This window comes from Peribacillus sp. NPDC096622, from assembly GCF_044762665.1.
GTDB classification, from domain to species: Bacteria; Bacillota; Bacilli; order Bacillales; family DSM-1321; genus Peribacillus; species Peribacillus frigoritolerans_B.
In genome coordinates, this window is the sequence record NZ_JBIWES010000031.1 from 1 (window position 1) to 19,039 (window position 19,039).

Annotated in this window: 16 protein-coding genes and 3 pseudogenes; 7 read left to right on the plus strand and 12 right to left on the minus strand. The window is 36.4% G+C overall.

Translation table 11 applies throughout. The features are described 5' to 3' along the window. Window positions 1-69: 69 nt before the first annotated feature. From ACIQYG_RS25550 to ACIQYG_RS25575, 6 genes and pseudogenes are all read right to left on the minus strand, one after another. Complete coding sequence (locus ACIQYG_RS25550) at window positions 70-342, minus strand: hypothetical protein (RefSeq protein ID WP_402844045.1); 273 nt, start codon at window positions 340-342, stop codon at window positions 70-72. Continuing rightward, a pseudogene (locus tag ACIQYG_RS25555) lies at window positions 332-451 on the minus strand (winged helix-turn-helix domain-containing protein); the annotation flags it as partial. The pseudogene ACIQYG_RS25555 and the gene ACIQYG_RS25550, both read right to left, overlap by 11 nt. 93 nt (window positions 452-544) lie before the next feature. Further along, the gene (locus ACIQYG_RS25560; protein ID WP_402844047.1) at window positions 545-1,186 is read right to left on the minus strand and encodes a TetR/AcrR family transcriptional regulator; all 642 of its coding nucleotides are present in this window, start codon (window positions 1,184-1,186) and stop codon (window positions 545-547) included. Between the two features lie 75 nt (window positions 1,187-1,261). Beyond that, window positions 1,262-2,734 (minus strand): amidohydrolase family protein, encoded by a 1,473-nt coding sequence (locus tag ACIQYG_RS25565; protein ID WP_402844049.1) that lies wholly within the window; start codon window positions 2,732-2,734, stop codon window positions 1,262-1,264. Window positions 2,735-3,735: 1,001 nt separating this feature from the next. Then, a pseudogene (locus ACIQYG_RS25570) lies at window positions 3,736-6,783 on the minus strand (Tn3 family transposase). Between the two features lie 96 nt (window positions 6,784-6,879). Continuing rightward, the gene (locus ACIQYG_RS25575; RefSeq protein WP_402844077.1) at window positions 6,880-7,512 is read right to left on the minus strand and encodes a recombinase family protein; all 633 of its coding nucleotides are present in this window, start codon (window positions 7,510-7,512) and stop codon (window positions 6,880-6,882) included. A 526-nt stretch (window positions 7,513-8,038) separates the two neighbouring features. Here ACIQYG_RS25575 and ACIQYG_RS25580 point away from each other — a divergent pair. The 6 genes and pseudogenes from ACIQYG_RS25580 to degU all read left to right on the plus strand — a co-directional run. Further along, on the plus strand, window positions 8,039-8,743 hold the full coding sequence (locus ACIQYG_RS25580; RefSeq protein ID WP_402844052.1) for a lantibiotic protection ABC transporter ATP-binding subunit: 705 nt from the start codon (window positions 8,039-8,041) through the stop codon (window positions 8,741-8,743). Between the two features lie 2 nt (window positions 8,744-8,745). Then, complete coding sequence (locus ACIQYG_RS25585; RefSeq protein ID WP_034313279.1) at window positions 8,746-9,498, plus strand: lantibiotic immunity ABC transporter MutE/EpiE family permease subunit; 753 nt, start codon at window positions 8,746-8,748, stop codon at window positions 9,496-9,498. 53 nt (window positions 9,499-9,551) lie between these two features. After that, on the plus strand, window positions 9,552-10,196 hold the full coding sequence (locus tag ACIQYG_RS25590) for a BsaG family lantibiotic immunity ABC transporter permease subunit (protein ID WP_396020228.1): 645 nt from the start codon (window positions 9,552-9,554) through the stop codon (window positions 10,194-10,196). Further along, a complete protein-coding gene (locus tag ACIQYG_RS25595; RefSeq protein ID WP_402844054.1) occupies window positions 10,189-10,884 on the plus strand; it encodes a response regulator transcription factor in 696 nt (231 codons plus the stop codon). The genes ACIQYG_RS25590 and ACIQYG_RS25595 overlap by 8 nt, the downstream gene beginning before the upstream one ends. Further along, window positions 10,869-12,272, plus strand: a complete 1,404-nt coding sequence (locus ACIQYG_RS25600) for a HAMP domain-containing sensor histidine kinase (protein ID WP_402844057.1) — start codon at window positions 10,869-10,871, stop codon at window positions 12,270-12,272. Before ACIQYG_RS25595 ends, ACIQYG_RS25600 begins: the two co-directional genes overlap by 16 nt. Before the next feature lie 98 nt (window positions 12,273-12,370). After that, window positions 12,371-12,589: pseudogene (degU, locus tag ACIQYG_RS25605) on the plus strand (two-component system response regulator DegU); the annotation flags it as partial. A 505-nt stretch (window positions 12,590-13,094) separates the two neighbouring features. On the opposite strand, the gene ACIQYG_RS25610 reads toward degU, so the two are convergent. The 3 genes from ACIQYG_RS25610 to ACIQYG_RS25620 form a co-directional block, all read right to left on the minus strand. Further along, on the minus strand, window positions 13,095-14,126 hold the full coding sequence (locus ACIQYG_RS25610; RefSeq protein WP_402844059.1) for a hypothetical protein: 1,032 nt from the start codon (window positions 14,124-14,126) through the stop codon (window positions 13,095-13,097). Beyond that, window positions 14,107-14,661 (minus strand): sigma-70 family RNA polymerase sigma factor, encoded by a 555-nt coding sequence (locus ACIQYG_RS25615; protein WP_402844062.1) that lies wholly within the window; start codon window positions 14,659-14,661, stop codon window positions 14,107-14,109. Before ACIQYG_RS25615 ends, ACIQYG_RS25610 begins: the two co-directional genes overlap by 20 nt. Before the next feature lie 653 nt (window positions 14,662-15,314). Continuing rightward, window positions 15,315-15,563 carry a hypothetical protein gene (locus ACIQYG_RS25620; RefSeq protein ID WP_134784827.1) on the minus strand — a complete coding sequence of 83 codons (249 nt, stop codon included), beginning with the start codon at window positions 15,561-15,563 and terminating at the stop codon, window positions 15,315-15,317. A gap of 658 nt (window positions 15,564-16,221) precedes the next feature. Here ACIQYG_RS25620 and ACIQYG_RS25625 point away from each other — a divergent pair. Further along, entirely contained in the window at window positions 16,222-16,419 is a 198-nt protein-coding gene (locus tag ACIQYG_RS25625) for an IDEAL domain-containing protein (protein WP_054399421.1), read from the plus strand. 120 nt (window positions 16,420-16,539) lie between these two features. Here the strand turns inward: ACIQYG_RS25625 and ACIQYG_RS25630 are convergent, their stop codons facing one another. The 3 genes from ACIQYG_RS25630 to dfr form a co-directional block, all read right to left on the minus strand. Further along, window positions 16,540-17,049, minus strand: a complete 510-nt coding sequence (locus ACIQYG_RS25630) for a VOC family protein (RefSeq protein WP_402844068.1) — start codon at window positions 17,047-17,049, stop codon at window positions 16,540-16,542. Between the two features lie 493 nt (window positions 17,050-17,542). Continuing rightward, the gene (lepB, locus tag ACIQYG_RS25635; RefSeq protein WP_402844071.1) at window positions 17,543-18,091 is read right to left on the minus strand and encodes a signal peptidase I; all 549 of its coding nucleotides are present in this window, start codon (window positions 18,089-18,091) and stop codon (window positions 17,543-17,545) included. 171 nt (window positions 18,092-18,262) lie between these two features. After that, window positions 18,263-18,754 (minus strand): DfrD/DfrG/DfrK family trimethoprim-resistant dihydrofolate reductase, encoded by a 492-nt coding sequence (gene dfr, locus ACIQYG_RS25640; RefSeq protein ID WP_402844074.1) that lies wholly within the window; start codon window positions 18,752-18,754, stop codon window positions 18,263-18,265. Between the last annotated feature and the right edge of the window lie 285 nt (window positions 18,755-19,039).

The window sequence follows — 19,039 nt, forward strand, 5'->3', positions numbered from 1 at the left end:
CCTTTTTAGCTGGCCAGCTCAGGACACATTCATCTTATCAAGAGGTCTTTTTTCGTTCAAACCTCATTTTCAGTTATTACAGGAATGCTGCCCCGATAACGGGGATGGTGTCGTCAAAATGACCTTTCGCGATATGTTCCACTGAACGGCTAGCATGGCCATTGGCATTTGGCCAACGGTGTAATAGACCCCTTTGAGAAATGATCGTTGGTCATAACTATTACGAGTCATCCGATCCACTACAATGATTAACAAATAAAAAGTAATGATTGCCAGGATAGTGCTCGCAATGATTTGCCATATCAGTGTGCAAGCCATACGAACAGCGATGTTAGGTTTCAATTTTATAGCCAACCCCCCACACAGTCGTAATGAGCTTGCGACCCATTTCCTGCTCGAGCTTATCTCTCAACTTGCTGATATGCACCATTACGGTGTTGTTCGACTCGGAAATGGGGTAACCTAGAGGTGGAAACGAAGAAAAGCAGGGACTGGCACAGAGCCAATACCCGCTTCTTTAGAAAAGATATTCACATGCGCTACTTCATCTTTTGTAGACACCAAAACGCAGCATGGCAAAAAATTCACGAAAATCTTGGAAAATTACTTCCAGCTCTCGACGCATCTGCTCAAGGCTACCTTCCCTTGCAATGAACAGCTTATCCATACGATGTTCCATCGCCTCAGTAATTACCGATATGATTTTAATCACATCTTCAAAATCAATATCATCCCGTATTTGATCCCGAGGTATGGCAGATATGATTTCCCGGAATTGTCCGGAATTTTTTTGTCCCCAAAGTGCCTCAGCTTTTTGATACACCGGGTGTAGCGGCTGGCTTATAATGATACGAATTAATTGAACGACTTTAGGCCTAGATTTTAAATATTCAAGATCCTTTACGAAAAGGTGAATAATGGCCTCGAAAAAATCTGACGGTATGTCCTCGATCTGATATCTCGAGATCCGCTCATTCTCGCTTTCTATCCTTTCGATCATATAAAGAAATAAGGACTCTTTACCCCCGAAATATTGAAATAACGAACCTTTAGGGATGCCTGCCTGCTTCACGATCCGGTTCGTCGAAGCGGCATCGAATCCATAAGCGGCGAACTCGTCCAAACAAGCTTGCAAAATCTTCTCTTGTTTTTCCTGCGGCAATCGCTCGAACATCTCGATATTCATGACTCAACCTCCTTATCGGATTTGTCCCTCAGCCATGTATTATACTCTCATTTCAGATTACTGATCAAGCTCCGATTAGTGTATATGCGGTTGCGACGATTGCGGCTGGTTCTTCACGTCCGACATTTTTATCACCTGGTGCGTTTTGATCGCTTTCGTCAAATCCTGCTTCTCCATTAGCTTTCCGTCCAATATAACGGCGGAAATCGCCGTCGTATTCCGAATGTCCTTCAGCGGATTCGCTGTGAGCAAAACCAGATCGGCCAGCTTGCCCTCTTCGACGGTACCAAGCTCATGTTCTCTGCCAAGGTATTTCGCCGGATTAAGCGTTGCCGTCTGCAACGCTTGGAGCGGAGTAAGACCGCTCTTCACGAGCAGTTCAAGCTCGTCGTGCAAGGAAAAACCGTATACTAGATTCGGAATCAAGAACACGGCATCCGTTCCGGCAAGCAATGGAACGCCAGCCTCGTTCATTTTCCGGACTAAACCCGGTAAAAAGGAGTTGTGTTCCCTCATTTGAGCAAACTCTTTCGGGTTATTCTTGCTTTGTCGAAGAGATTGAACCCATTGTTTCTGAATCTCCGTCGGCACATATTTCGCTCGCTCGCTAAGCTGCTCTGAATTAAATAGAGCGTTCGTCACGGCAAGCGTCGGCACTTGCCAAACTTCGTTCTGTTTAAACACCTGGAACAGCTTTGCCGCACGCTTCGGATCATAAGATTTCGCCGCTCTAACTTCGGATTCCACAAAAGTAGTCATATCCATCAATTTTGGATTTTTTAACAGATCTTCTTCTAGGCTTGAGGTCGCGATAAACATACCATGCATGTGTTCCATGCTCTTCATTCCCACTCGGACCGCCTCTGTGGCGCGAACCAACGCAGGCAAATGACCTGTAACGGGTAGTCCGAGCTTATTCGCTTCGTCCGCAACGGCGATGAAAAGCGGACTCGGCAGCCAGGAATATACCTTAATGTGATCCGCGCCTTTCTTGGCCATGAGACGAACGGCTTCGCGCGCTTGTTTCTCCGTTCTCAAATCAAACATGTGGGGCGCATCCGCGCCTTGCACCAACGTCGATCCTGCATAGGCAATTCGCGGTGCATTCATTCCGTCTTTGATCGCTTTTTTCCATAAATCGATGCTTTTCAGATTCGCCCCCATATCTCTTACGCCTGTTACCCCATTGCTCAGAAATAACGGAAAAGCCAGCTCATGGTCGTTCGTTAAGTGTATGTGCATATCCCACAAACCGGGAATGACATATTGGACTGCAGCGTCGCGCACTTGTGCTTCTCCTGGTATCTCAACTTCATCGCTGTCTCCAATCTGTTGAATCTTGTTGCCTACAACGATTATCGTTTGATCTTCCTCCAATTTCCCAGACTGAACATCCACAACAGTTGCATTTTGGAGCACTAACGTTTTCTTACTTTTGTTCGACGGCTCGATACTCGCATGGCTGGGTCCTGCATTTCCAAACAATCCGACACCTAAAGCCATTACCATTAACAATAAATATTTCTTCGAATTAGATTTAATAGTCAAAATAAATCAGCTCCTCATCATAAACTCGTATTGTTAGCTTAAAATTGTAAATCATGTGAAATTACCACATGACCAGGTGGTCATATTTTATGATGGATTATTTTTCACCTAATGTCAAACATTACCGACACGCGAAAATAAAAAAAACGCCAGGGATGCTGGCGCTTACGGTGATTATATTTTGTTAATTCCGGAGAGTTTAAGTTAATCGAGTAGCCCGCCATTCTATACGAGGTGATTCCGCCATGAAACCGCTAACCACGACGAGCGACCTAATTCTAGCCGCCGCTAAACGAACGCCGATATACGTATACTTCGATGACCACGTTTACGGACCCGCTACTATCGAGGCAATTACGGACTTTCACGTAGAAATAAGCGGTAAAGACGACGCAGTAACCGACGGTATCAACTGCTTCTCCCGCGCTAATTGTTCGTTTTATATCGCGGGGGATTTTATACAGCGGTAGCCTCGATAATGTACGCCATTTTGAACCGTTCACTATTTAACTGTGCATAATAAAACGGACGAACGGCCCGGTAAGTGCCATTCGTCCGTTTTTGCAATTAATTATGAAAATCCAAAAACAACCAATTAATAGACCCAGAAGAACCTGAAAAATTAGCTTCAAGTACGTAAGTTTTCCCGGTTAGGTACTGCATCGTATCTGAAGCATGCTGTCGAATGAGTTGATCAAATCGATGGATACTTAGTAGAATGAGCGAGCATATATGGCCCTGATGGCGAGCCTTGCGAAATAGTTGCATAAAGAAAAAACTGCCTTAAAGACAGCTCCTATCTTCAGCTAACGCACCCGTTATTTCATTAACGATTTTAAACAATCTTTATACGCCGCAATGGTACAGATAAAATTCACCTTTAGCTAAAGTTTCTGACATTGAAATTATCTTTTCAAATTGGGTGTTTTTGCCCATCCCCCCGAAAAGGTGGAATAAGGAGAACTTCATTAAAGATTAGGGAAGTTCTCCTTAAATATTGCTTACTCTGTTTCTGATATTACGTTTAATTGGGCTAATTCTTGAATGATTTTATCCATATCAACAGTCTCTTGTTGAATATTAAACTCGTATCTTCCATAGAAGTTAATATGTTGCCATGCAACTGGAGAGGTTTGTTTCATAACATCTGAATCCAGTCCCTTTCTTTCTCTGTAAACCAACATATTAGATAAAATACTGGCATTGTAATAAATAATGCAATTGGAGAGTAAGCGACTGCATTCCCCCCAGATATGTTGATCATTTTCATTTTTAAAACGTAATTTTCCAAAATTAGCAAAGGATACTGCTTTGCGTAACTTATGATAACTTTCTCCCCGATTTAATGCCTTTTGCACATTGCGGCGTAAAGGTGGAGAATCAATATAATCCAGAAAATACAGGCTTCTTATGATGTTATCGTACTCCCATAGAGCACGTTTGGTTTTGTTCTTCCGTGCATAAGCACTCAGCTTACCAATTATAATGCTCTGTGTGGTTGTTTTAACCGCAAGGGATAGCATAATTCGTTGAATATTTTCCCATTCTTCTATAATAAGATTGGTATTAATTTTTCGGACTGGCTTGATCAGTTGATCGCCATATTGGCTCGGATGTTTGAATCCGTAAAGAGATTTGTTGACTTTATCGTGAATATCCTTGTAGCGAGGCGCAAACTGAAAACCAAAAAAGTTAAGAATAGCAAAATTCACTTCATTAGTTCCATGTGTATCCGTGGAATGTAGATCAGGCTGAATATCAGTTGTGTTGTTGAATAGAATATCAAACACATAATGACTTTCATGCTCATTGGCCCCAATAATTCGAGCATTAACAGGGATATGGTTGGCTACCATTGTATAGGAAACAATCCCTTTACCAAGACCAAAGTATTTAGGTGAATGACGAGAATTAATAGTATTGATTCGAGTTTCAATTTTCTGCCCGTCACTACTAGAATGAATCGCCTCACCAATGTCATAATGTTTAAAGATTGGAAGTTTGGTTATTGCATTACTGATACAATCATTCGCTTCTTTTAAAGTCTCTAGACGAATAAAGTTATCAGATGTGGCAGCCAGTAACGGATAGCTAATATCTGAAATTTCCCCCATTCTACCTAACCCCATGTTGGTTCCCCAAGCGATCAGACAGGCGACAAGAATTCGATTGTCTTTATTCTGTTTGGCATAACGTCCCAGAATGTGCTCAAATGAGTCAAGGAATTGACATTGTTGTTGAACAAAATGCAAGACACTTCTAATGTCTATTTGCTTTAATGTATCGTAGAATGAGTGATTAATGGATTCTGCATCCCGGGTATAAGGTAACGTCCATCGGGTATACGAACCCCGTTTTTTTATTTGAAGATGTTCATTTTCCCCAGATGAAATGCTTCGGTTAACCTCTGTAATTCGTTCTTCTAATTTCCCCTCAAGCTCCATTAAATGACTATGAATGGGTTGATTGAAAATCGTTAGACCCGTATCAGCGATCAACGTTTCTTTCTGTTCCCATTGACGATCATTGATCAGGTCATCTTCAAAACTGCGAAATCAAATACTATCACGACAAAAAATATCCCCTGCTTCTAAACGGTTGCGTAGGAGGCTACAGACTAAAAATTCATAGCGATCTATTAAGATTGTTTTTTTCTGATAGATGTAACGCTTCACACCTTCAGGTATAAAACTATTTGGTAAATGATCTGAGCGATATTGTCCTAACGGTTTATTCTTATTAAAAGCAGTCTTCATAAAATTGGCTGCTTTAATTAACGGATCATTCGGTGAAGAAGCTATGAAATCAATCTGCAAAAATATGGGTCGTAAATATCGTTTAAATCGTCGTGCCAGCTGATCAATATGTTCCCACCGGAAGGCAGTTTCATCGTATTTTATATTTGTAGTAATCTGTTTCGCTATGGATTCCAGTTTCTGACGTTCCAGAATAGTAAATGCACGGTCTTGAATATCCTTAAAGGGAGTATCGGCAGGAATATGATCATCAGTGAAAATTTTAAGCAGTTCCCCTGCTTTTTTCATGTCTTGATTGCTCTCTGTATAGGACTCGTAAACTTGTTCTTTTGCTACTAATTTAGCTTCATCTACATAACCTCTTACACCAAAGATGAAGGTGTTGATCAGGTTGTCGTGCATCCGTCGATAACGATGGGATACAAAACATAGCAAATAAACATATACAATCCATACATTCAGCCGTTTGAGCTTGTAGACAGAGTAGTAATTGACTAATGAAGCATAGTACTTGATGCTTTCGTTAGAAATACCTAACTTTGGTAACAGTTCTTGAGCAAGGTGATACAAATGCTGTATTTGTTTACCACGATTCATTTCAAGCTTTATTTCAGTGGCGCTGAAGTCTTTCGGTTCGTGTTTCAGTAGTGTTATTTCATATAGCCCTGAAGAATCTTCAAGTAATCGATCTAAGGATTCAATATCAGTCTGTTTAAGATCATCCTGCATCAATTTGATTAATCGGTTTTGCTCGTGGGTTATCGCCTGTCCCGTCATATCTTGCATAAAACTATAGCCCGGAACAACAATGCAGTTTTCAGCTAAATAATTCATGATTTCTCGAAAGATATAAATGGGTTTACCACAAAACGCTGCAGCTCTTTGAGCTTTTTCCTCCATCTTACGCCGTTCTTCAGCACCGCAACTGTGGTAGTTAAATAATTTAAGAATCAATTGTTGCTGTTTTAACCTAGTAGATTTATCAATTGAACTCAAGTCATCGATCTTACTGTTGTTGAAATGTTCCTTTAGAATATACTGAAGATCCTCCTCTACCTCATGGAGGTCAAATGTAAAAAATAGTTGTTTAGCCTTGAAATAACCTAGTTGTAAAACAAAATAAGCTTTAGATTTGATAGAGCGCAATGTGTGTAGCAACTCTTTCTCTGGCTGTGAGAGAGAAAAATAAGAACAGCTATCTTCGTATGTGAAACTTGGTCTGTCATAAATGATCTTTATTTCATCTTCACTAAGAATCCTCAACCGTTTTTGAGTAGTTGTATTGTTTTCCATATTCATATTTACCCTTTCTGTATGAGGGTATGTGAGCAATTCAGGGAATGACTGCTGCATATGAAGGATTCTCCAATAAAATAAAGAGACTCCAAATCAAGGGAGCATTCCAATCTCAAATTCCCTCATTACCTTATAAAATGAGTTCTTTTTCAGCCTAAGTAACTTCATGAATTCTACACCTGTGATATCTTTGTTTTTCCATTTCGGATAGTGAGAGTTTAATAGTTGGCGCTGTTCATGGGAAAGTGTCTGTAAATTGAGCTTAGGTCGTCCTAAATGCCTACCTTGAGATTTGGCCAGCGCTATGCCTTCGGCTTGGCGTTGTTTAATTTTCTTTCGCTCTTGTTCAGCCACATAAGACAGCAGACTTAGAAACTGATCTTCCATCAGTTTGCCAATATCGCCCATCTCCCTATATTTTCGACTATCAAACAACGTTTCGTTTTCCAACACTACAATATCTGCTTGAATGTTTCTTGTAATGTGTTTCCATTCATGGATAATCCCCTCGTAATCCCTCCCTAAGCGATCTAGAGCATCCAGATAAAGAAGATCCCCTTTTCGCAGGATACGCTTCATCGTCTGGTAGCTGGGGCGATTGAAATCTTTTCCACTTTGTTTATCAACAAAGATCATTCGTTCCTCGATGCCTAGAGCAAACATTTTTTTGATTTGACGTTCTTCATTCTGATCTGTAGATGAAACACGAACATAACCGATCTTCACCATGAACTTCCTCCAGAAGATTTATTTTCATCTACTATTTTACTTTATTTCGTTTCCAAAGGTATATTGAATTTAATAAACGTTTGTAAAATGATTTTCATACATTTTCAAACGCATGAATTAGACTTTATCATACGGATTTTAAAGGTACACCTTTATAAACGAAAAAAGATCCTAAGAATTGAGTGTTGAATAGCAATAAAGTTGTTCCGCAAACAGGCCATTTAACGGGTGCGAAATGTTCCTAGCTTAAATGAAATGAGGTCACACATTTTCAGTAAAGGTCAGGCAGTTTTAGATTTCTAAAACTGATGGGTTGTGTCGAGGAGTCGGATGAGGAGGTAACTTTTTGTTTTGGGGTAGAAATAGGGGAGGATTGGGGAAGGTCATGACTCAATTAAGTCATGACCTTCTTTACGAATTCCTTTATGCAATAAAACATTGGTAAAAAACAAATTCCTTATAGTTTCCTTATTTTTGTTTTTTATAATTACCTAAGAAAAGATAAAGAAGGAGCTTGATAATAATGACAAATTATATATTAACGACGAGACATTTAGAAAAAAAATTTACAAATGAAACAGCCTTATCGGATATAAATTTGCACGTAGGTTATGGAGAAATATATGGTCTTTTAGGATTAAATGGAGCCGGTAAATCAACGTTAATGAAAATTATTTGTGGTATCTTCAACAAAACAAAAGGGGAGATCATGTTTGAAGGGGATCAATGGAAAAGGAGTGATTTAAAAAAAATAGGATCTTTGATAGAAGGTCCTGCAATTTATGGAAACTTAAGTGCTTATGATAATTTGAAACTCTTTTGTTTGCAGGAAAGCATCCCTTTTGAAGAAATTAATCAGGTGTTAAATAAGGTGAACCTAACCAATACAGGAAAGAAAAAGTCAAAGGAATTTTCATTGGGAATGAAACAAAGATTAGGAATTGCTATGGCATTAATAAAGAGACCCAAGTTTTTGGTGTTGGATGAACCGGCGAATGGATTAGATCCAGTAGGCATAAGGGAATTAAGGCAACTGTTGAATGATTTAAAGAGTGAAGGCATCACAACCATGATTTCTAGTCATATCTTGAATGAGATTCAGATATTATCGGATACTATCGGCATTATTCATAATGGAAAACTAGAATATGAAAATAAAATCGATCCTAGAGAAAACCTTGAGGAATTATTCTTTAAAATCACGTCTGGTAATAGAAAGGATGTATAAGCATGACTACTTTTATTAAAGCTGAATTGCTGAAAATGAAATCATCTTTATCTAAGAATTTATTATTAGCGATGCCAGTCCTCTTTTTGCTTTTTGCTGTCTTTTCAAGTATTTATGCTGAACAACAGCCGAACACAAATATATTTTTGACAATTATTTATAATCTTTGGCCCGTATTCTTTTTACCAATAGGGTTGGCTATGGCGTGTGGTATAAATATCAATTTAGAAAAAAGAAGTGGCAATTATAAAGGCGCATTATCGAATAATATACCTTTACCCAAACTATTGTTTTCAAAAATTATTTCAATGGTGATTTATCAATGTATTTCATCGGTATTAGTGATCATAGTGGCTATAGTGGGTTCGTTACTGATTAACAAGGAATTGCCGATTATACCGCAAATAATTTTTGCGACAGCATTAATAACGATTGCCTCATTACCATTAATACCTTTTTCTTTAACATTAGGTCAGTATGTCGGTGCCATTATAACAACTTTAATAAGTCTTGTTGGTTCAATTGGATCTGTGTTTATTGCTTTAAAGTCTTACTTCTGGATTCTTCCATGGGGAAGTATGTTAAGGGTTCCTGCAGAGACAATGGGGATCCATCCCAACGGGACACCAATGGAAAATTTCGATCTAGTACCAGATTTTTATACCTTAGCCATCGCCATGATTGTTAGCATTATTTATTTTGTCGTTTTATCTTGGTTCTCAATATTGCTCTTTAAAAGGAAAAGATCTGTATGAGTTATTATAAAGTAATGTTATATAAAATGGCGAAATCTTATTGGTTTCTTATAATGGCGCTGGCTCCAATTCTATATGATATTTGTGCATTTTTATATCTAAAGAGGTATGATAACTCAGCAAGCATATTCCACGGCTACACAGTCTACTTTAATTGCGCCATACCGTTTGGAATCTCATTAATGATAAGTCTATATATTAAATACGAGGAACAGATAGGGCATTTTAATCATTTACTACAATTGTCGGATAGGAAAAAGTGGAGTATGGATCTAATTCTCATTAGTGTCGTATCTATTATGGGAAGTGCTTTAATTAGTTGCGTTCCACTATGGTTACTTATAGGCAATCGATTTCTAGGTAACATATTGTTATACTTCATTTTAACCACTATTTTTTCATTGACTGTGGTCCTTATCTTATGGTTTATTGCATTAAAAATAAATACAAATGTTTGTCTCGGTATAGGCGTCTTTTTTAGTATATTTCTTATCTATTTTGGTGCGAACAGTTTAGGCGATTCTATATGGCAGTACATCCCTCTTTTATACGGGACAAGATATTTATATTGGTTGACGACGAATCATTATGAAGTAACATCTATTGTGGCTAGCCTATATGTTATTGTCAATGCCATTTTATTAGGAGCGTTTATGCTTTGGTTTAATAAATGGGAAGGAAGAACAATTAATGAATAAACGTATATTGATTGCAGAAGATGAGGAAGATATGCGGAAAATACTTTCTCTTCATTTAAATTCAAAGGGCTATGAAGTTTTAGAAGCAAAGGATGGCATTGAAGCAGTTGACAGGGCAAAACAAAATATAGATTTAATTTTGCTAGATATCATGATGCCGGGAATGGATGGTTTGCAAGTGTGCAAGAAAATTCGTAGTCAAGTGGCTTGTCCAATAATATTTATTAGTGCTGCTTCAAATGACATGAATAAGATGAAAGCTTTTTCTTTGGGTGGAGATGACTTTATATCAAAACCCTTTTCTCTAAAGGAATTAATGTATAAAATTGAAGCTTTATTTAAAATGAAGGAACGCCTTTTGCAAAATTATGAAGAAAATAAGAGGCAAAGAATGATCATTGATGACTTACTTGTTGATATTTCATCACGAGAAATGATGTATAACAAACAGGTTATACCATTTACGAAAAAGGAATTTGACTTGCTCGTATTATTACTTTCGTCACCGAAACAAATTTTCACCAAAGATCAAATATACGAAAGCATTAGTGGGATTGATGGACAGGGCGATGCAAATTCTGTAGTGGAGCACATTAAAAATGTCCGGAGTAAATTGTCCTCTGCAGGTTTTCCTGACAATTACCTTCAAACCGTTTGGGGAATTGGGTACCAATGGAACAATCGATAATTAAAGATATAAGAATGTTATATACAAAGAGTATACTATGGACCATTATAATGACTGTGATCACAGTCATTATTTCGCTTTTAGTCATTTTTGGAACCATTGAAAGACCAGCAAATTATAACGAAAAACTGATTCAAAAACAGAGCGAAATCATGAAGAATCATCCATCGAAATATATGAAGCCGTCTGAGTTCAATAAGATGAAAAGATATCTCGAAAAGAACGATGTCATCCTAAACAAATATAGCCCTAGTGGGAAACTCATTGATGGCAGTGAGTTTAGTGGTTTATTTCAGGGGAAAAATGTTATTGATATGTTTAATCAAATCCACTTTTATAAAGGTTATTATCATTTAGTGCAACCTGTGGTTATAAATCATCAAATCAAGGAAATATGGGTTTATTCTTATCAGATAAAAAGTCGAAATACAGTCCCACGTTATATTATTTTTGGTTTTACAGCTTTATCTTTTGTTTCACCGATTGTTTATTTTATATTATTTTCGAGATACTTTATCAATAAGCTCTATCGATCCATAAAGGAACCGTTGGAAGAATTATTAAATGCCTCAAACATGATTCGAACAAAAGACTTGGAATTCAGTCTGAGTTACAACAGCAATAATGAAATTGGTCAATTAACCCAGTCTTTTGGGCAAATGCAAAGAGAATTAAAAAAGTCTTTATATGAAAATTGGAGAAAAGACTCAGAATGGGCAGTCATGATGTCAAGTTTGTCACATGATTTAAAAACGCCTGCGACACTCATTGCGTTAAGTACGGAAATACTGAATGAGGTAGATGAGCTAACACCCAATCAGCAATCACAGGTAGACATCATAAATAGAAATATCACGAAGGTAAATAACATATTAAAAAGCATGGGTCATGCAAGTAATGTAAAGGATCCAACCTTGATTGACAATGTGATGTCCATTAATGAATTAATCCAAGGTTTAGAAAGTGACATTATTCCTTTAATAGAGAAGAAGAATATTCAATATAAGCATGATTTAAGAGTAAATCAAGACCTAAGAATCCCCTATTTAAAAGTTAATCGAATCTTAGAGAATCTATTTGCAAATGCCATTCAATATACACCTGAAAATGGAGAAATCCGTTTTTTTATCGAGGAAAAGAACAATCATATTCACTTTGCAGTTGAGGATTCTGGATCGGGAGTAAAAAGGGAAAATCGAGATTTGGTGTTTTCTAAACACTTTAGGGAAGATAGGTCAAGGTCCAATTCGTTGGGTAACGCTGGATTAGGTCTGTTTATTGTTAAAAACCTTGTTGAAGACTTAAACGGAAGCATAGAGATCGTAGATCCCTTAGTGTTGTCGGGAACACGTATTGAATTTGATATTCCACAATTGCGCTTTTCTTGAATTAGGAAGCGCCCATTCTCTATTTAACGGGGATTTGTTTTTCGGAAAATCCCTTAATCCACCTTTTCGAGGGGATGGGCAAAAACACCCATGCTGTAGAGATCAGAAGACCACTTCACCTATTGACTCGACGCGAGTGTGAAGTTCTTCAACGTTTAGCAGATGGAAAAAGCAACCGTGCCGTCGGCGAAACTTTATGCATTAGTGAAAAAACAGTAAAAAATCATGTGAGTAACATTCTTCAAAAAATGCATGTAAACGACCGTACACAAGCTGTTGTTCTTGCTATTAAAAACGGCTGGGTAGAAGTGAAATAATTTCAACTTATGATAAGCCTGGCTCTTCAGTTTTCGCAATGCGTGCTGAAGGTTCAGACTTTTCTCACGAAACGAGCTTTAGAAGCAATTCTAAAGGCTCGTTTTTTTGAGGTTATATTGTTGTTTTGAAAAAATTGGACTTTTTCACTGAATCTTAAATTATAGGGTACCGTCACATTGCCATCAAGTCAAAGTTTTGTAGTACCCCCAGAATGAAATTTTGGACTTTCTTGTAACTTATAAGCTCAATTTATCGTTATGGGGGGTGACTTATTTTCTTAGCTTGATGGCGATGGGGTACCGCCAGCAAAACGCGAAAAAATACATAAGGGGTACCGCCAGCCAAACGCGGATTTACAACGTTAAGGATATTCCAGCATTAAAAATCCCAATCTCTCAGTGATATTAATGAGAAATTGGGATTTTATTATTCAACAATTGCGCCCGATTGCGGAAGATCTATTTATGTTTTCTTATTGAAGATAGGCACCCACTAGCATGCTCATTATTCATTAATTTCGTAAACCAATTTATCAAATAGTTTTCCGTCAGTATATAGAAATATTGCCCATTCTCCCGACATTGGAATTTTAACTGATGATGGAGTATGTGCATCTGCACCGTTATTGGGACCATAAGCACGAATTGTCCATCCAAGTCCATTTAATAAAATTTTATGGACTGTTTCGGTTTCTTTATGAAATCCAACTATTGTTAAATCAACATCTTCAACACCCCAAAGATGCCACATCCACTTCTGACCGTTTAAACTGGGCATGTCAGCACCAATAACACCTGATTTGTTTTCATTTCCTAGAATGCCCCTATCACCGAACTCCACTGCTTTTCTCTCCCAATCAATATTTTCAAAATCACTTTCTTGAACGAAATCTGGTATATCTGCAGGCAAAGTAATAGGGGTTTCTTCTGCTTTTTCAGCCACTCTGACAACAACATCACCGTATGCTTTGCCATCTAGGTATACCTCATACTTCCATAAGCCTTCGTAAGGAACTTGGAATGTAGTCGAGAATCGCTGTAAACTTGAGTATCCAGTTGATGGTTCTATTATTTTTTGAGGAGATAAAACTTGAATTCTTTCACCGGTTTCCTTATGAATCGCAGAAATGGAAAGTTCTTTTCCTTTAAAAATGTCAAAAGGTTCTTTGAAACTAAAGATATAGCCATAAGGTGTTCCTGCTTTCAACTCAGGGTCAGGAAATATGCTAAATATTACATTCTGATTCTCCTTATATTCGTGTCGTACTTCCCACATATTAAGAGTACTTGGACTACCATTTATCTTTTCATTATTCTGCTTGATTAACAGCTCAGTTGAAACAAAGAAGGCTAATAAACAGATGGCAAAAGTGGAAATGACGAATATTACTAATTTATTAGGTCTGTTTGGCTTCTCTTTTATATCTGTTAGAACTGCTTTTCTAATGTTATTTTTTTGAAATTCCGTGAAATGAACACCTTTGTGCGTCGTAGAATCCATCGCTTTCCGTAACTGTTTAAGCTTGCTCTCCATCATACCCCCACCTTTCCATCATTTTTTTTAGCTTTACCCTGCCTCTACTCAATCTCGTTTTGATCGTATTTTGGTTCACACCTAACATTCCTTTAATCTCTTCAATTGAACATTCTTCATAATAATAGAGCGTAATAACTTCCCGATACTTCACAGGCAGAGTTAATACACACATGGAAAGAAATTCTTCCTCACTGCGCTTCAAAAGATCCTTTTCAGGTGACAATTCCTTTGATGTAAAAAGAGTAAAAAGGCTTGAATTCATCACCACTTTTCGAAAAGCCGAACTCTTCAATACATCCTTTGATTTATTAATTGCCAGTCGAAAAATCCACGATTTGAAAGAAATAATCTCATCTATTTTTTCATAATTCTTGTAGCAAGTGATGTATACATCTTGAACAATATCTTCAGCCTGCTTCCAGTCCTTCACATAGTTATAAGCTAACTTTGTGAGCCGTTCACCGTACTTATCCATAATAGTCTCAAGCCAGGTATCTCGATCTTCCAAAGGGCCTCCATCCTTGACCTTTCTCACACGCTTCTCACCCCATTCCAGTTTAATGCTAAGACGAATTAGTTAGGTATTGGTTTCATTTTTTCCAAAGAATATTTACGATTGTTACTGAAATAAAGGGGGTCCTACCCATGGTAGGACCCTTATTCAACCAAAACGATAAAAAGAATACCAACAACCTAAGAAGTAATAATAATCAATAAAATCCCACTCAATCATCTCATAACACTAACCAGATCTTATCCAGCATTTAATAGAGGAGCTATTATTATTGATAAACCTAAACTTATTAAGAATGTTATAAGCCAATCTCTTTTTTTCGTCAGTTTAAAAAGTATATTCAGAACCGAACTAATACATATACAAACTAAAAATACGACTAAAACCATAATAAGTTCCAAGTAATCCCCTCCCCCCCAACAATAAGTTTTACTTAATATTTTAACATAAAAACCCAAGTCCTCTATTGAACTATCCTGCCCCTTTAGTTCCATAAGAAAAAGAGCTGCTAATCAGCTCTTAGCATTGAAGTAAAGCATACGTTAGTTCAACAAGATTTTTTTATTTATTTTCTTTAATTAGCATAATATTAGAAGGAGTTAATTCTTCAGACTCAATTACAATTGCAGTTAGCCTAGTGGGAGTTGGTTAATTATACTAAAATATATAAATATTTACATTTTTCGGTCTTTATCCATCCGTTTTTCCATAACGCCCCAAGAGAAATAAAATAATAGAGTGATGGCTAAAATTATGAAACCAGCTTGTGTGATATACATAAAGTCCCACTCTTTAATTTCCTTCTCTTCCTGACCATTAAAATCTTGAATTACATAGTTGGAAGTTTCATAATCCATAAAAACGTAACAAATAATTCCTCCTATTATTACTCCAACTAATAATGATAATAAGAACTTTTTCAATTTTGTGTCCTCCTGCCCTTTATCAAATATGAACTGAGGATAAAAATTAAAATAACCAAAAATCCCCATCACATAATGTTCTCTTTAAAAATTTCAATACCTTCAATGTCAGGACAGATATTAGATATATTCATGCCTCTTTGAAAGAGCAATAGCATAGGTAGTCTTTATCTTGTGTATGGGCCAGCATGAGCCACGGAATTTTGCACGCTAAGAAAATCCCAGCAAAAAAGCCCTTTCCTGTACGTTAGGAATTGACTTTTTTTATTTCTCTTATGTGCTAAAGCAAAGAAATAACTGTAGCTTTGAAATAAGATTGATTAAAATGGATTCTTTTCTATTAATTTTGTTTGCAGTTTTTGTAATATAGTTTGATTATTTTTGATTATCCTTAATGAACTAACGCACCCGTTAGTTCTATAAGGGGTAGCATCAGGAAATGGTATAGATTAACGATTAAGTAAACTGGAAAGAATAAAAGTTTTTGAGATTCATTAAAAATATTCTTGTTTAAGTCTCAAAACTGAAGGTTTCACTGAGTTTAAACTTTCAGATGTAAACTCAGTGGCAATAGATACTATGGAACTACCAAGCTAAATATTTGAATAATCTGAAAACTTTAAGTATAATAAAAAAAAGGTCAAGGAGTTGGTTTCCTATGGAAAGGAATTTGGTTAATACGACACCACAACCTGAAGTAAGCGCCAAGGTTTCTGAATTTGCTGAAATGGTGTTAAACAACGCCCTTCGTAATTTCCGAAAAGAGCAAATCCGAAAAGAGATTGACCAGTCATTACAGGACCGAAACAAAGAAGAATTTCTACGATTAACTGGGGAATTGAAAAATATTTCTTAAAATATTGTATTATATATCGAGATGATTTTGAAATGAACTTAACATAATCATTGATTATCGGCATTGAAAAAGGATCTTCAAACGAAGATCCTTTTTAGCTGCTTAAGTTGAAAATCATACTTACTTTATTTTGCCGTTTTGTAGTCTATTTATATAATCTTTTTTCATATCAAGTGTATAAAATTCAACTATATTTTCTTCTGTATCCTTAAAATATAACCTTTTCTCTTTAGTACCATTGATATCTTCCTCAATTACTTTAAAATCAATATTCGCACCTTGAAGAACTGTAACTGCATTATCAAAATTTTCTTGTCTTATATACGAAGCAAAGTGGACGTGCGAACCACCTTCATCAAAAAGTCCTTCCCATTTAGAAATAGGTTTTCTCTTTTCGAATAATTCTTTTTCGGTAAAGTCTCTTGGAAGCCATAACCCCAATCTAGTAGTTCCCCCAATATATAACCATGTTGCCCATACATTATCATCACTTTCATCGAATTGTCCTGCTTTATAGCCCCACTGTTCGACTATTGGAAACCCTAATTGATTAGACCAAAAATCAGTTGCTCTTTCCATCGATTTAACCTCTAAAACAATTTCTGAAACTCCCTCTACTTTTATTTTCATAGTTTTTCCTCCTAGAGTACAGCCTTATTTCTTTAACATATAACTTGAATTCTGCTTCTTCCACTAAACTGCTTACGTCAACAAGGTATCGCATGAATACGTTTTACAAATCTAGTTTACATAACAACAACTATATGAAGTTAGAAGAAGCGCCAAATCCTTATATATCAAGGGTTTGGCTCTTGGTCGTTTTTTTATCGTTTATACATCTTTTTATACATCGTTGATTTATCAACGTTTTTGGCTTCTGAAGAAGCCTGTCAGCTGCATAAAAAAGTTGGGTTTTATGCGCTCCTTATTTATCGACCGAATAGTCGATCCATTACACTTTTTAACGATAAATAAAACGAATCCATTTTGAAAAAAAGATTGATCAAAATGGATTCATTACTTACAAATTGCTAAAGCGATTAAAAAAGTTTGGTGGTTTTGATGATGCTTTTTGTACTAAAGCACCACTTTAATGGAATTATCATTTCTTCTACTTGTACTATTATTTAGGTATGCCGATTTCTTGTAATGGATAAATTCGAAATTTCACTTCTCCAATAATCGATTCGTAGGAAATAAATCCGAAAGTCCTGCTATCCTCACTATTTAAACGATTATCCCCCATCACAAATAACATGTTTTTAGGCACTTTTGATTCTCCAGTTTTTTCTTGCAATGAAAAGTCCTCTGTCAGTTTATTAAATGGATTATCTTCTTTATTTGCAATTAAATACGGTTCTTCTACGGCTTTCCCATTAATATAGAGCACATCATCTTTCATATCAATACGATCTCCAGGAAGCCCTATTACCCTCTTAATATAGTCTTTACCATCAATATCTGGTGCATCGAATACAATCACATCAGATCGTTGAATTTCAGTAGTTTTACTTACTACTACTCTATCTTTGTCTTGAAAGGTAGGCGACATTGATGCTCCCAATACAGTTGTAGGTGTAAAAAGAAATTGTCTACAAATAATAGTGATGATGAAAGCAAAGGCAATTGATTTTACCCAAGAATAAATTTCTTTTTTTGTACTTTCTTTCATGGTTTCCCTCCTAATATAATCTTGTTTTAATATATTTAATTCTATTCTATATCAAGGAATATTAACAAAATTTGGTTCATCGCTCTTATACAACTATCCTGCCCCTTTAGTTCATTAAGAAAAAGCTGCCTTAAAGACAGCTCTGATCTTCATCTAATGCACCCAGTTAACTTAATTAAGATTTCTTTCATAAACATGAAAATAGTAGTTATAAGGGTTTTTTTCATTCATTATCCCTTTTTCAACAGATACTTCTTTCCATTCATCGAAGTTAACTTCTGGAAAAAATATATCTCCTTCAAATTCATGATGAATTTTTGTAATATACATCTTCTCAACATAAGGCAAGAACATATTATAAATCTGTTCTCCCCCGAAAATAAAAATCTCTTCTTCATTTTTACATAACTCAAATACATTTTCGATTGAATGGACAATTTCACAACCGTCAAAGCTAAAATCCTTATCTCTCGTCAAAATAATATTTCTTCTGTCAGGTAAAGCCCTTCCGATTGAATCAAGGTTTTTTCTACCTAATATAAGAGGATGTCCCTTTGTAGTATTTTTAACATACTCCCAATCCTTTGGAATTCTCCATGGAATATCATTCTCTTTGCCAATTACTCTATTCTTGTCCATCGCAACAATTAAAGAAACGTTCATATATGACACAGCCTTTTTTCACTATTTTACCATGTAATCTTGTATTTCTATTGATATTCGTTGTTCAACTATCCTCCCTCTATAAACATTGATGTATCAACGATTTGCACCACTCGGTGTATTAGGGAAATTATTTTTTTATTCTACTTTTAAACAGAGTATTGAAATTCTGGTTTTTATTACTAAATTGAGCGTACGCTTCGCTAAAACTAATGGAAATCATTAGCTATTTTCTCCACTATGTGATGCACAATAGATCTCTGCGAAACTTATGATGACGTACCC

Excerpts from the sequence above, each read along its gene's own strand:
- ACIQYG_RS25625 (WP_054399421.1), top strand. The coding sequence starts at position 16,222 with ATGGAAAGGAATTTGGTTAATACGACACCACAACCTGAAGTAAGCGCC.
- ACIQYG_RS25585 (WP_034313279.1), top strand. The coding sequence starts at position 8,746 with ATGACTACTTTTATTAAAGCTGAATTGCTGAAAATGAAATCATCTTTA.
- ACIQYG_RS25580 (WP_402844052.1), top strand. The coding sequence starts at position 8,039 with ATGACAAATTATATATTAACGACGAGACATTTAGAAAAAAAATTTACA.
- ACIQYG_RS25560 (WP_402844047.1), bottom strand. The coding sequence starts at position 1,186 with ATGAATATCGAGATGTTCGAGCGATTGCCGCAGGAAAAACAAGAGAAG.
- ACIQYG_RS25630 (WP_402844068.1), bottom strand. The coding sequence starts at position 17,049 with ATGAAAATAAAAGTAGAGGGAGTTTCAGAAATTGTTTTAGAGGTTAAA.
- ACIQYG_RS25600 (WP_402844057.1), top strand. The coding sequence starts at position 10,869 with ATGGAACAATCGATAATTAAAGATATAAGAATGTTATATACAAAGAGT.
- ACIQYG_RS25590 (WP_396020228.1), top strand. The coding sequence starts at position 9,552 with ATGGCGCTGGCTCCAATTCTATATGATATTTGTGCATTTTTATATCTA.
- dfr (WP_402844074.1), bottom strand. The coding sequence starts at position 18,754 with ATGAACGTTTCTTTAATTGTTGCGATGGACAAGAATAGAGTAATTGGC.
- ACIQYG_RS25595 (WP_402844054.1), top strand. The coding sequence starts at position 10,189 with ATGAATAAACGTATATTGATTGCAGAAGATGAGGAAGATATGCGGAAA.
- ACIQYG_RS25610 (WP_402844059.1), bottom strand. The coding sequence starts at position 14,126 with ATGATGGAGAGCAAGCTTAAACAGTTACGGAAAGCGATGGATTCTACG.
- lepB (WP_402844071.1), bottom strand. The coding sequence starts at position 18,091 with ATGAAAGAAAGTACAAAAAAAGAAATTTATTCTTGGGTAAAATCAATT.